The organism is Cyanobacteria bacterium GSL.Bin1, from assembly GCA_009909085.1.
Classification (GTDB): Bacteria; Cyanobacteriota; Cyanobacteriia; order Cyanobacteriales; family Rubidibacteraceae; genus Halothece.
This window is the reverse complement of record JAAANX010000044.1, coordinates 1-13,571: the sequence shown is the minus strand read 5'-3', so window position 1 is coordinate 13,571 and position 13,571 is coordinate 1. Positions and strand designations below refer to the sequence as shown.

Genomic DNA, 13,571 nt, shown 5'->3' with positions numbered 1-13,571 from the left:
GTTTTTAATTCACGGATAAATAATGCTAAAAAGCAAAATAAAGTAGTGCGTTCATTCAGAATGCGGAACGTGGGTTACAGTGTTTCTACGCTTGTTCAGAGAAAATGAGGAGAAGTAAGGAGGGAGCAAAGGGATTAAATATCGTGTCTTCTGTTTTTTTACCAAAATGAATCAGTAGTAAAAATTGACCTATTATGTGTCATAGCGTTCACCCTCTTCTGCTGCTTTTGGAGTAAAAGGAGCCTTGGGTTTTGGTGAGGGAAACATTTCCAATTGACCTGGTTTGGAAGTTGGCTCACCCCGTCGGCGTTCGGAGGTTCGTTCTTCGCTAGTTTCTTCAGCAATTACTTCGTAAAGGATCGCTTGTTTGTCTTTTGTTTTTCCTTTTCTCAAAACACGACCGAGGCGTTGGATATATTCCCGAGCGGAACTGGTTCCTGATAAAATAATGGCAATTCTGGCATCGGGAACATCAACCCCTTCATTGAGAACATGAGAGGCGACAAGAGTTTTATAGATACCTGATTTGAATTGTTGCAGAATAAAATGGCGTTCTTTAACGGGGGTTTGATGGGTAATAGCCGGGATTAAAAAGTCTTGAGAAACCCGATAAACAGTAGCGTTATCGTTAGTAAAAATTAAGATGGGTTCGGGAGAATGTTTAGTAATTAATTCAGTTAGAACTCGTAGCTTACTATCCGTTCCTAAGGCAATTTCTTTGGCTTGCCGATGGGCTAACATGGCGCGTCTTCCTTCTTGGCTGCGCGCACTTTCTTTTACAAATAATTGCCACCCTTTTAAGTTACTTAAAGAAATTCGTTTCTGCTTTAAAAATTGATTCCGAAGCGCGATCGCGCTTTGATAGGTGTCTTTTTCTTTGGGAGATAACTTAACTTTAATTTCAACGGTTTTATAACTGGCGAGGGCATCACCCGATAATTCTTTTGCCGTTTTTCGATAGACAACCGAACCAATGAGGGCTTCTAAATCGCGTTCATTGCCGTCGGAACGTTCTGGCGTTGCCGTGAGTCCTAGACGGTAGGGCGCGATCGCGTATTCTGCAATCACCCGATAAAAATCGGTTGGGAGATGATGACATTCATCAAAAATTAAAAAGGCATAGCGATTTCCGAGGGCTTCCGCATGAATGGCAGCACTGTTATAGGTTGCCACTAAAATATCGCTGCGATCGCGCGATCCTCCTCCTAATAACCCGACTTCGACATCGGGAAATGCGGCTTCGAGTTGGGCGTACCACTGGTGCATTAAATCTAAGGTGGGAACGACAATCAATGTGGTGCGGGGTGTGGCTTCCATCGCTAACTGCGCTAAGTAGGTTTTTCCCGCCGCTGTCGGCAACACCACAATCCCCTGTCTTCCTGCTGCTTTCCATCCCGCTAAAGCTTCTGCTTGATGGGGATAAGGGGTCATTTCAAAGCGAGAATTTAACGCTAAGGACTGAAAGTCTTTTGCCTCATCTAGGAAATTAATGTCCTCACTTTGTAACGTTTCCACTAACGGGCGATAATGAATCGCTGGAATCCGAAACTTTTCCACGCGATCGTCCCAAGTCGCAAAATCAATCCAACTTTTTCCCTGTGGCGGTGGATGCAGTAAAAGTGTCCCCTGATGGTACCATAGCTTCGGAACCCGTCTTGACATTGTCGTTGCTGTGTTGACCTTAACAATAGCAATCATATCAGCCAGACGTAGGGGGACAAGGTGAGGGGGAGACAAGGAGACCAGGGAGACCAGGGAGACCAGGAGAATTTTTTATTGCCTATTCCCTAATGACCAATGACCAATGACCAATGACCAATGACTAATGACTAATGGTTTGCTCCCTAGCCAGTGCTTGCAATTTTTCTGTCCAACGGGCAGCTAGGGAAATATCAGTAAAGGGGATTTCTATGTCTTCGGCGTCGGGAAAAGCAAAATGAATTGTTGGTTTGCCTTTCCGAGGTAAAGCCTCTAGGGAAACCGGTGTGCGATCAACGAACAGTTGAATTTCAGCGACATCATTAAGGGAAAAAGTTTGTAAGGCCTCCGGTTTCCCCCGAGTGGGTTTTCCCCAAGTAATCTGATCGGCTTTTTGCCCTAAAACGGCGTAAATGTCATATTTTGCCCGATCAAATTGTTCTGCCCAATGGCGATAGGCTTCCACTTTTTGATATTCATTCCACCCCGCCCATGCTAAGCCAATGAATAATGCCAAGAGGGGAAGCCAAATTAATCCTCGTTCCATGTCCTACTGTTTCAATTCTGAGCGAAGTTGTTCCAGTTCTTGATCCACTGCTGCTTGTTGGCTAGCAGGAAGTTCTTTTTGGCGGGAACTGGCTTGTGATTGCTGTTTCATTTCGCTAAGTTCAGTATCCACATTACTGCCTTGTTCAAGGGCAGCAAATTGTTGTTCAATATCATCTTGCCCCATTTCTTGGCTGGCTTCTGCCGAGGCTTCCATTTCGTAGACTCTCTCTTCCATTTGTTCAAAGGCGCTGAGAGAACTCCCCGTATTCACTCCTTGCAGAAACTCATTGACCCGTTGGGTGGCTTCTGCTGAACGGGCTCGTGCAATGTACATATCTTTTTTGTTCTTCGCCTCGGAAATTTTACTTTCTAATTTCCGCATATCCGATTTGAGTTTGTCAATTACTTGATTTTGCTGGCTTAGCTGTCCATTCAAGCTGTCAGCAGTTTGTTGATAGTTTTGACGACGGGTCAGCGCTTCTCTTGCTAGCTCTTCATTGCCTTTTTCTAGGGCCAGTTGAGCACGTTTTTTCCATTCTTCAGCTGTACTTTGTGCTTGGTTGGCTTGACGTTCCGTGCGTTTTTGCGACGCGATCGCCTGAGCAACCGCTTGCCTCATTTTTACCAGGTCTTCCTGCATATCAGAGACAGCTTGCTCAAGAATTTTTTCAGGATCTTCGGTTTTCTTTAATAAACTGTTGATATTGGCTTTGATAAGGCGCCAAAGACGTTGTAAAAAACCCATTGTTAACGAATTAATAGTAGTTCTAAGAACGATGATAGCCTAGAATAACAAAACTCCCCTTAGAGTAGACTCATCGCAGGGGAGTATTTTCCGCGGTGGTGAGACTGGGTTTAATAAGCAAGGGTTTCTAGAGTTTCTCGGAGGTAGCTACGGACTTGCTCGTCTAGGTTTTCGTGGGATTCGGTGTGTTTGAGCCCTTTTTCGGCTTGCCAACTGGCAAAACCAGAACTAGCAGCGATCGCGCTGCGTAAGTTTTCCCAAATGGCTTGGTCGTCCGAAAATTGTTGTTCTTTGATCGTTGTACTTGCCATACCGTTCCCAATATTATTCACTCTACTTTCTAACATAGCTCAAATTGTTAAGCAGTTTCTGCTACTCGGGATACAAAACAAACATATTATGGCTGAGAATCGAATTCGCTGAATATCATTTAATTAAATCACATAATAGGAGTTAATTAAATGGAAATCAAGCTTTATTTAAGGGAAGCAATCGGACTGATTCGGAAAACCATGCCGTTTATCTGGATTCGACTTGGCACTTACGCTTTACTGGGTCTAGGGCTTGCGGTTTACTTGGCAGTTGCCGCAGGAATTGCCTGGCTATTGGGTCAAGCGTTCAGTTTACTAGGAGTGATTGTATTTGTTGTTGCTCTAGGCGGGGCTTGGGCGTTGGTGCAATGGGCAAAACGCTATTTCTTCTACCTCTTACAGGCTGCTCATATTGCAGTGATGACCGAGTATATTGTTTACGGTCAAACCCCTCAAGGATCACAAATAAAATATGGTCGGCAACAAGTCAAAGCGCGGTTTAGAGATACCACGTTGATGTTTGCTGTAGATCAAATGATTGATCGAATTGTTCAGCGGATGAATTGTACATTTGCCCAATTAATACGAATCATGCCACTGCCCGATTTTAAAAGTTTCAACCAATTCGATAACTTCAATAAACTGGTTACCCAAGTTTCTAAATTTGCTACCACCTATATTGATGAAGCGATTTTAAGTCGAGCGTATCAATATCGAGAAGCGAATATCTGGTCAGTGGCTGAAGATGGCATTATTCTCTATGCTCAATCTTGGAAACCCGTGCTGGCAAATGCCGCGGCGCTGACTATTCTTAACTATCTAGAAATGATTGTGGTTTTAATGGTATTGGGCATTCCCGCAATTATCTTAGGAGCGATTATTCCAGTGACTGCAATTCGCACCTTACTGGGAGTTTTAGTTTTAGTTGGGGTGTGGATGTTTAAACTAGCCATTTCAGATGCTTATGCAATGGCAGTTACTTTATTAGCCTATCATCGCTCCATTGAAGGAATTGAACCAAACCCTGATTGGAAAGAACGTCTAGCGGGAGTGAGTAAAGAGTTCCGTCAGCTTTATGATCGTTCCGCTTCTGCTGTTTCAGGAGAAGAAATGCCACCCTCATCTCCCTCTCCTGATTCTATCCCATAAAGCTTAGGTTATTGTTCAGGGGACGGAGATTGCCCCTGTTCAACAGTAATTGCTGGTAAAATCTTTTTCACCCGAAATCCAGGAACAAAATAATTACTGGTGATTTGTTCTGGAGCTTCTGGGGTCAACTCAGCCAATTGATGATTACTGGTCAGGAAGACAGCAATCACGCTGAGGGGGACTTGTAAAAACAAATTACTTCCTAAAAAAGCGATCGCTGCAACGGCTAATCCCAGCCAATGATTGGCAAACGGAGTGACAGGTGCAACCAAAGGGGCATAACGAGCAATAATCCATAAACCAGCTAGGAGCGCGATCGCGCCTAAACCAGTTAGAATGCGATGTTTTAAGGTTTTAAAGACTTGCAAAATTTGTCGTTGCGGTTCACTCAACTGATCGGGTTGTACCGCCAGGATTAACACGCTAAAAATGTCAAAGGGACGTGCCCATTGCATGAAAGTAATGGGCATTGTGCCCACTGCAGCCACTAAAATCAGTTCGACGACCACGGGGAAAATCGGTTTTCCGGCGGCTAGCCCTAACCACACTAACTCCAACCACAAGGGAAGAATCGCCAGTCCCGCTAAATGAATCCATAAGTAAGGATCTTTTTTATACATAGCCATTAGTCATTGGTCATTAGTCATTGGTCATTGTTTTTTCCTTGTCACCTCTTCTCCCATACTCCCCCACTCAGCCCCTCTCCCCACAACAGTAGAGAGAGGGAATGAGAAGTTACTTCTTAGGATTTAAGGTGCGCCGTTTCATGACCATTTCGTAGGCTTCAATGATATCGCCTTCTTTCCAATTATTGAATTTATTGGAACCGATACCACATTCAAACCCTGATTGGACTTCTTTGGCATCTTCTTTGACCCGTTTGAGCGAGTCAATATTGCCTTGATAGACCACTTCGCCATCACGACGAACCCGCATCTGACGATTGCGGACAATGCGCCCAGATTGGACATAACAGCCAGCAACGGACCCGCGTCCCACCGGGAATACTGCTCGTACTTCTGCGGTTCCTAAGGGAGATTCGACTTCTTCGGGATCAAGTAGACCTTCCATTGCCCCTTGGATTTCATCAAGGAGTTTGTAGATAATGTCATACTCTCGAATATCCACACCTTCTTTATCGGCAGCGGCTTTGGTATTCGAGGCAAGGGTGGTATTAAAACCAATGATGACGGCGCCACTGGCGGCTGCAAGATCAACATCCGTTTCGGTAACTTCGCCTGGTGCTGCATATAAGACACGAATTTGCACCTCGTTTTGAGGGATTTGGGATAAGGAACTTTGAATCGCTTCTACAGAACCTTGTACATCCGCTTTAATAATCAGGTTCAGTTCTTTGAGTTCACCTTCTTGCGCTTGTTCGGAAACATTGCTCAGGGTCACGCGACGGGAACTAGCCGCTCTTTGCAAGCGGGAGGTACGCATATCGGCAGTCCGTTCTTGCGCGATCGCGCGCGCTTCTTTTTCATCTTTATAAACGGCAAACTCATCCCCAGCCGAAGGCACTTCACTCAAGCCAAGAATTTCCACGGCGAAGGAAGGGCTAGCAGCTTCCACCCGTTCCCCGCGATCATCGATCATGGCACGGATTTTTCCAAAACAGGGACCCGCAACAATGACATCGCCAATGTGCAGCGTACCGTTTTGCACCAGTAGGGTAGCAACGGGACCGCGAGCGCGATCTAAGTTGGCTTCGATAACTGTTCCTTTTGCCAGACGATCTGGGTTAGCAGAGAGCTCTTCGAGTTCAGCGACCAGAATAATCATCTCTAGTAGCTCATCTAAGTTATCCCCGGTAATGGCACTCACCCCAACCATGGGAGTATCGCCCCCCCATTCTTCTGGAACTAACTCATGTTCGGTTAATTCTTGCTTCACGCGATCCGGTTGTGCCCCTTCTTTGTCCATTTTGTTAATGGCAACCACAATGGGCACTCCTGCTGCTTTCGCGTGACTAATCGCTTCTTGGGTTTGCGGTTGCACCCCATCATCTGCGGCAACAACTAGCACAGCAATATCCGTTACTTTTGCCCCCCGAGCCCGCATTGCGGTAAACGCTTCGTGACCGGGCGTATCGAGGAAGACCACTTGTTTGGTCTCTCCTTCATGTTCCACATCCACATGATAAGCGCCAGTATGCTGGGTAATGCCACCCGCTTCTCCTTCTGCCACTTTCGTTTTCCGAATGGAGTCGAGGAGACTGGTTTTCCCGTGGTCAACGTGACCCATGATCGTAATTACTGGCGGACGAGACTGTAAGTTTTCCAAGTCTTCCGTATCCAGCATCTCGGTTTTGGTTGCTGCCGATTTTTCTTCTGGGATTTCTACTGTTACCCCTAAATCTTCGGCAACCATCCGCGCGGTCTCAATTTCCAAGGTTTGGGTGATATTCACCTGAATTCCTTTGAAGAAGAGATTCTTAATGATTTCCGTCTCCGATACGGCCAACAGATCCGCCAAAGCAGGAACAGATAATTCCTGGGTCAGCGTAATACTTTCTGGACGCTCTTGGCGGGATTCTTTTTCTTGACGTTGACCCCGTTGGCTGGTTTGTTGACTGGTTCCTTTATTTTTCTTGGGTTTACTCGGTGCTGCTTTGGCTGGAGGAGAGGATTTTTTCTGCAATGCTTCAGGTTTCGGAGGACGTTCCAGCGATCGCAGCGCGATGGAGTCTTCTTCTGGTTGTTCCAGTTCTTCTTCCAATGCCAATTCTTCGTCGTCATCTTCAATAATGGGTTTTGGACGACGTTTTTTCTGTGCTTTCGCTTCTGCTTTTTCGGAATCCTCCTCTTCTTCTTCCCAACCTTTTTTCTTACCAGTGCGGGTTGGCCCTTCTACTCGTTTCGGGCGAGGACGTTTCGGTTGTTCTAATAGTAACTCACTCTCATCACTGCTCTCTTCTTCGGAAGTTTCCTCTTTAGCAGTTTTTGTAAATTGTTCCTCATCCGAGGGAGCTTCTTGATCGGCGACCCGCTTCGGTTTAGCCAGCATTTTCGGTTTAGCGGGTTTTTTGGGGGCTGGTTTTTCTTCTGTTTTCCCCGCTGTTTCTGATGTGGCTTGCCCTTTTTCCGGTTCCGGCTTCGGTTTTGCCGATTTCAGCGTTGGTTTTTCTGTTTTTTTGGGTTTTTCTACTTTTTTACCGTCTTTCTGCGGTGGTTTGGGCTTACTTGGCGGACCAATCAGCTCTTTACTTTCATCAAATTGAGGTGTCAGCTCAGATTGTGCTTCTGTTTGAGCCGATGCTGGTGAGGAAACGGTTGGGGGTTGTTTGGGTGTAGTGGTTTTTGCGACAGGTTGCTCGGTTGTTTGTTCGACAGGGGTTGTCGGTTGTTCCAGTTTTTGTTCAGCACTGGCTAAGTCTGGGGAAGATGATGAGGTTTCCTCTACAGGCTGTTTCATCTTTGGTTTCGATTTAATGTCTTGATCAACATCTGTTTGACCGGCTGGACGACGCGGCGGTCCTTTCAGTTGGGGTGAACTCTGACTTGTATCCCCATTTTTGCTGTCTGAGGCTTCGGTTTCTTCCCGTTTGTGGTGTCGAACTTCTAAAATTTTTTGTTGATGTTTTTTAGGGATTTTACCGTTTTTGGTGCCAGTTTTGCCATTCTCATGCTGGTTACGAACACCCCCTTTTTGCACATCAGCACGAATGCGTTCTGCATCTGCTTCTGGAATACTACTGCTATGGGTTTTGGCAGTAATATTCAGCTTGTTACAAATATCCAAGACTTGTTTATTTTCTAAATCTAATTCTCGTGACAAATCGTATATTCTGACCTTAGTCATCCACTATCCCCCGTGTTGTTTGTAGTTCTCTGTTTTTTTAGAGCATAAGTTTTGGCCCTTAATCACAGTAGTTGTTTGCAGTTTTTCACCAAATTTGATGTTTGATGAATCTCAGTTTAGTTTATTATGTATATTTAAGCGAAGATGACTTCTCCTATAATTTAACCCTGAGTATCCTATTGTACCAACATTGTTAGCGTTTTCTAGAATTTCGACTCACCTCTTTGAAGTGAACGTCGAGGGTGGGGAGGATTGGTTAATCCGCTCCCACAGTTGTTCATAGATATTAGCAGGGATTTTTACCTTCAAGGCACGTCCTAGGCGGTTTTTGTGCTGTGCGCTTTTGAGACAACTCGCGCAAGGACAGATATAAGCCGAACGTCCCATTCCCTGATCTAATTGTATCGTTTTGGTCGGATGAACCCGAACAATGCGTAAGAATTCACTTTTGGGAGCAATGCGCCGACAGCTTAAGCAGCGCCGATAGTTCTTTTTCATGCCGTTAAAGTGGGTAATCATGAGAGTAAGTTCTTCCTATTGATCCATAGCAAATCCTTTTCGCTTTCAACTATGCTGGAGGTATTTGGGCTTGTAGTTTACAAAACTTAATATTTTTAGTTTATGGAAGTGAATCAAGCAGTTTCAGCAACGGTGACCGGTCGTTATTGGCAGTGGCGTGAACAAAATATTTATTATGTGCAAGCGGGAAGTGCTACAGCAACCTATCCCCCTCTCTTGTTAATTCATGGTTTTGGTGCCTCCACTGACCATTGGCGAAAAAATATTGCGGAACTACAAAACGATTTTCAAGTTTATGCCATTGATTTACTAGGATTCGGACGTTCCAGTAAACCAAACTGGGTTTACAGTGGCCAATTATGGCAAGAACAACTGTGTGAGTTTATTGAGCAGGTGATTGGTCAGCCAGTGGTTTTGGCTGGCAATTCTTTAGGGGGGTATACGGCGCTGTGTGTTGCTGGCAATCATCCAGAATTGGCGCGAGGTGTGATTTTACTCAATAGTGCTGGTCCTTTTTCCGACTCTGAAGAAAAAGGAGAAACGCCGTCAAAACTAACGTTTAAGCAACGGTTACAAAAGGCAGTGCGATCTATACTATTACACCCTTGGAGTAGTTTTTTACTATTTCAATATACCCGCCGTAAATCGATGATTCGGCGCACGTTGAAGCAAGTGTATGTGGACCAAAGTGCCGTAACCGATCAGTTGGTCGAGGATATTTATCGACCATCTTGTGATCCGGGGGCAGCTAAGGTATTTGCGTCGGTGTTTAAAAGTCCCCGTGGAGACAAAGTTGATGAGTTATTGCAGCGTTTAGAAGCACCGTTGTTGTTACTGTGGGGAGAAGGCGATCCCTGGATGAATACCCAAGCGCGATCGCGCCAGTTTCATCAATATTACAGCAACATCACAGAACATTTTCTCAATGCTGGACATTGTCCCCATGATGAAGTGCCACAGGAGGTGGACGAAAAAATTAAAGATTGGGTGATGACAGCAGTCGCGGGTAATCCGGAAACAGTGGGTTGAGTTGAAGACAGTTCAACCTAACTCAATTCAAAATATTTATGAGTATTTCTACAGCGTCTCGTACCCAGCAGCTGAAAACGCGGGTACGAACCTTTATTAAAGACAAACTATTTTTAGGCAATGATCCCACACCCGAATTAATTGCAATTGTCAGTATTTATGTGGTGCGGGGCGTTCTCAATTTAGCCCGACTGGCAATTAGCTTTTTCCTGAAAGATGAGTTAGGCTTAACGCCAGCAGAAGTCTCTGTCTTAACTGGGTTGGCGGTTCTACCTTGGGTGATTAAACCCCTGTTTGGTTTCCTTTCCGATGGGTTTCCGATTTTAGGGTATCGTCGTCGTCCTTATTTAATCCTCTCTGGATTGCTGGGAAGTTTTTCCTGGTTAGCCTTGGCAACAGTGGTCAATAGTGCTTGGACCGCTACAATTGCACTATTAATCAGTTCCGCTTCGATCGCGATCAGCGATGTCATTGTCGATTCGCAAGTTGTCGAACGCGCCCGAGAAGAATCTTTAGCCAATGCTGGTTCGCTGCAATCGCTTAGTTGGGGGGCAACGGCTTTCGGGGGATTAATTACAGCTTACTTTAGTGGTTCGCTATTAGAGTTATTTGCGCCAAAAACGATTTTTGCCATGACAGCCGTCTTTCCCTTAGTATTTTGCACCATGGCGTGGTTGATTGCAGAACAACCGCTTCCCCAAGCAAAACAGGAGCAAGCCTTAACTAATATTCAAACGCAAATTCAACAACTTTGGCAAGCGATTCGCCAAAAGCGGATTTTATTGCCCACTCTATTTATTTTTATCTGGCAATCCACTCCCACCTCAGACTCAGCCATTTTCTTCTTTATTACCAACGAATTAGGCTTTGAACCTGAATTTTTGGGACGGGTGCGCTTAGTGAGTAGCTTTGCCTCTTTAGCTGGGGTTTGGATTTTTCAACGTTTTTTGAAAACGGTTCCGTTTCGGCAAGTTTTAGGGTGGAGTACCGTTATTTCCTCGGTTTTAGGAATGAGTGTTCTACTGCTGGTTACTCATGCCAACCGAGCCTTAGGAATTGATGATTATTGGTTTAGTCTCGGTGATAACTTAATTTTAAGCGCGATCGGTGAAATTGCTTTGATGCCAATTTTAGTCCTCGCAGCACGTCTATGCCCGGCGGGCATTGAAGCAACGTTTTTCGCCTTAATCATGTCCATTTTCAATCTAGCAGGTTTTCTATCTCAGGAATTAGGAGGGTTATTAACTGCTTTATTCGGGGTAACAGAAAATAATTTTGACCGGCTTTGGTTATTAGTAATTTGCACAAATCTTTCCACACTACTCCCCTTACCGTTAATTAATTTACTGCCAGCAAGTGATCCAATGGCAGAAAAGTAGAAAACTTATACTATTTCTGAAAACGATTGCTACAAATTGAACCACAGAGTCACAGAGAACACAGAGAATGGAAGCACTGGGACTGTCACTTCCAATCTGAGAGATGGTATTAATATTCTGAAATAGCTTCAGGAAAATTAATCTTGGATCATAAGCAAAAGTTGTCTCAGCGCGATCGCCTCTGGCACCGAATCGAAGATTTGAAGGGCTTAATCTTCATGATTTTGATGAAATAGGCAATTACTCAGAAAGAAACGGGTTTACTCTGAACATTTCCCTTGAGTATCGAACAGTTGACCCTTTAGATGGAATAACAGTTAATTAATTCGTAAACAGGGATAGTGGCGAGTGCTATCCCTTTAATTTTCTACATTCGATAACTTTCAATGGTATTATCATCATGATTAGTTCATGTCGAAATCATAGACCTTTATTGACAATCGATGAAACTTCATGACAAGACGTTCCACTCGCAAACGAAATCCGGTCAAACGTTTTTTTAAATCGTTACCATTACAGCTACCTCCTCTCAATTTTGGTTTATCCAGGAAGTTCCGTCGGCTGAAACGTTCTTGGAAGCACTCTCAGTTCCGTCTTCCTTCTCTGAACATTCGTTTCCGGAAAAAGTCTCGTCGGAAGAAACGTGGGCTAAGTTTTCCTACTTTCAAACTTCCTTCCTTTAATCTCGTTTCCCCTTTTCAGCAAGTTTCTTATTCTCGGCAAGAAGAAACCAATTCCCTATTTCTACTGAGTTGGCTCGGATACGTTATCTTATTAGGCTCAGTCATTGATTATCTTTTAATTCTGTATCCGCCACAGTTAACTAATCCAAATTGGGAATTTCAAGCCTTTACCCAAATGGTGAATAATGCCTGGGCTTTGTTGCTGGCAATCCTGCTTATTTTCTTACCCAAACGGGATTTTGTCCGTCGCTTAGAACTTAACTTTTTAAACCTAATTCGTTGGGGTCTTTTATTGGGCGGTATCTTATTTATTCTTTTAGTGCCGTTAGGCATCATGAATACAATCCGGATTCAGCAAAATACAGTTGCTCAATTTAGTCGTCAAGAAACCGCTCGCACCGAACAGCTAAATAACTTACAACAAACGCTTGAGAGTGAGCAATTATCTCAACAGCAACTCCAGCGTCTTGCAGTCGCTTTAAATTTACAAGAGGTGTCTAATTCTTCTCAACTAGGTACCACCTTAATCGAAGAAATTGAGGACCGAAAAAAACAGCTAAGACAACAAGTGACCAACCAAAAGGGCAATCGTTCTCGTCAGCTTGTTGGACAATCGATACGGGTCAATCTCCAAGCCTTGCTGATTGGCAGTTTTTTAATTCGTTCTTGGTGGGAAATCCGCTGGTTGAAACAGATCCGAAAACGGGCTTCTCGAAAAAGACATTCTCAGAAAAAAGAGCAATCTAGCCAGAATGAAGAAGAAATGTCTCCCCAGCCAGATCCTCTTGATGAAGCACAGGAAAATCCAGAAAATAGGGAAAGTTGAGGTCATGCCCTTCCCTTTTGACCGACTGCACTTACGTTGAGTGACGAATCACTGTTCACTGTTAACGCCTTTACCGAAGAATTTGGGCGGTTCTGAGAGCGTGAAAATTTCTTGATGTTGCGCGATCGCGGTGCATCTTGTAGAAAGTTTTTGTGATTAAAATCATATTATTTTGTCCAATCTGCCTTTATAAACTTCTAGCAACTAATATGAAATATCTAAAAAACGTGATTATTATTTGCCCGGGCTTTCATCCTCCCCAACTGACTGAAGATTTTATCACTGCGATGGGCTGGCGTGAGGAAACTGATCTTGATTTATTAGTCATTCCGCCAACAATTCTTTCTTACAATGTTCTAGATCTTTACCAGTGGCTGTCTCAACAGTGCGACCGCAAGAGAACCTCCTTAACGTTCATTGGTTTTAGTGCGGGGGTCGTCGGTGCCATGGGAACTGCATTAGTTTGGCAGCAACAGGGAGGAACAGTGAACGGATTAATCGCTTTCGATGGCTGGGGAGTCCCTTTATTCGGTTCTTTTCCCATTTACCGGGTCAGTCATGATTTCTTCACTTACACCACGTCTCAGTTACTCGGGAAGGGATGCGAAAACTTTTATTGCTCTCCAGCGATTCCGCATTTAAGGCTGTGGCAAAGCCCAGATCGTGCTTGGGGTTGGTGGGAAATTCAGCCCGGTTGTCGAGTCCGTTGTTCCGCTGCAAAAATGATCAATGAAGTGCTGGTGAGAATCAGCAACAACCAATGATAAAGATTCAACAAAAGATCCGTGGGACTCCCCCACCTCGGAACAGGTGGGGGAGGAAAGCGGGTGAGTCGATACCGCTCGATGCGGTTGAGACTCACATTTTCTTAGGCTACAC

At 44.5% G+C, this 13,571-nt stretch carries 12 protein-coding genes; 5 read left to right on the top strand and 7 right to left on the bottom strand.

Annotated features, from left to right (window positions below; translation table 11 throughout):
- Nucleotides 1-192: 192 nt before the first annotated feature.
- From GVY04_04275 to GVY04_04260, 4 genes are all read right to left on the bottom strand, one after another.
- A complete protein-coding gene (locus GVY04_04275) occupies nt 193-1,662 on the bottom strand; it encodes a DEAD/DEAH box helicase family protein (GenBank protein ID NBD15370.1) in 1,470 nt (489 codons plus the stop codon).
- Nucleotides 1,663-1,822: 160 nt separating this feature from the next.
- Nucleotides 1,823-2,245 carry a hypothetical protein gene (locus GVY04_04270; GenBank protein ID NBD15369.1) on the bottom strand — a complete coding sequence of 141 codons (423 nt, stop codon included), beginning with the start codon at nt 2,243-2,245 and terminating at the stop codon, nt 1,823-1,825.
- A 3-nt stretch (nt 2,246-2,248) separates the two neighbouring features.
- A complete protein-coding gene (locus GVY04_04265) occupies nt 2,249-2,992 on the bottom strand; it encodes a PspA/IM30 family protein (protein NBD15368.1) in 744 nt (247 codons plus the stop codon).
- A 110-nt stretch (nt 2,993-3,102) separates the two neighbouring features.
- The gene (locus GVY04_04260) at nt 3,103-3,303 is read right to left on the bottom strand and encodes a hypothetical protein (protein ID NBD15367.1); all 201 of its coding nucleotides are present in this window, start codon (nt 3,301-3,303) and stop codon (nt 3,103-3,105) included.
- 150 nt (nt 3,304-3,453) lie between these two features.
- Here GVY04_04260 and GVY04_04255 point away from each other — a divergent pair, with 150 nt between their 5' ends.
- The gene (locus GVY04_04255) at nt 3,454-4,452 is read left to right on the top strand and encodes a hypothetical protein (protein NBD15366.1); all 999 of its coding nucleotides are present in this window, start codon (nt 3,454-3,456) and stop codon (nt 4,450-4,452) included.
- A gap of 8 nt (nt 4,453-4,460) precedes the next feature.
- Here the strand turns inward: GVY04_04255 and GVY04_04250 are convergent, their stop codons facing one another.
- The 3 genes from GVY04_04250 to GVY04_04240 form a co-directional block, all read right to left on the bottom strand.
- Entirely contained in the window at nt 4,461-5,078 is a 618-nt protein-coding gene (locus tag GVY04_04250) for a low-complexity tail membrane protein (protein NBD15365.1), read from the bottom strand.
- 109 nt (nt 5,079-5,187) lie between these two features.
- Nucleotides 5,188-8,256: a translation initiation factor IF-2 gene (gene infB / locus GVY04_04245; protein ID NBD15364.1), complete on the bottom strand. Its 3,069-nt coding sequence runs from the start codon at nt 8,254-8,256 to the stop codon at nt 5,188-5,190.
- A 216-nt stretch (nt 8,257-8,472) separates the two neighbouring features.
- Nucleotides 8,473-8,754, bottom strand: coding sequence for a DUF448 domain-containing protein (locus GVY04_04240; protein ID NBD15363.1), 282 nt, complete (start codon nt 8,752-8,754; stop codon nt 8,473-8,475).
- A 123-nt stretch (nt 8,755-8,877) separates the two neighbouring features.
- Here GVY04_04240 and GVY04_04235 point away from each other — a divergent pair, with 123 nt between their 5' ends.
- From GVY04_04235 to GVY04_04220, 4 genes are all read left to right on the top strand, one after another.
- On the top strand, nt 8,878-9,804 hold the full coding sequence (locus GVY04_04235) for an alpha/beta fold hydrolase (GenBank protein ID NBD15362.1): 927 nt from the start codon (nt 8,878-8,880) through the stop codon (nt 9,802-9,804).
- Nucleotides 9,805-9,842: 38 nt separating this feature from the next.
- Nucleotides 9,843-11,183 carry a folate/biopterin family MFS transporter gene (fbt, locus tag GVY04_04230; GenBank protein NBD15361.1) on the top strand — a complete coding sequence of 447 codons (1,341 nt, stop codon included), beginning with the start codon at nt 9,843-9,845 and terminating at the stop codon, nt 11,181-11,183.
- 453 nt (nt 11,184-11,636) lie between these two features.
- Nucleotides 11,637-12,692, top strand: coding sequence for a hypothetical protein (locus tag GVY04_04225; GenBank protein ID NBD15360.1), 1,056 nt, complete (start codon nt 11,637-11,639; stop codon nt 12,690-12,692).
- A 227-nt stretch (nt 12,693-12,919) separates the two neighbouring features.
- Entirely contained in the window at nt 12,920-13,456 is a 537-nt protein-coding gene (locus GVY04_04220; protein NBD15359.1) for a hypothetical protein, read from the top strand.
- Nucleotides 13,457-13,571: the final 115 nt, after the last annotated feature.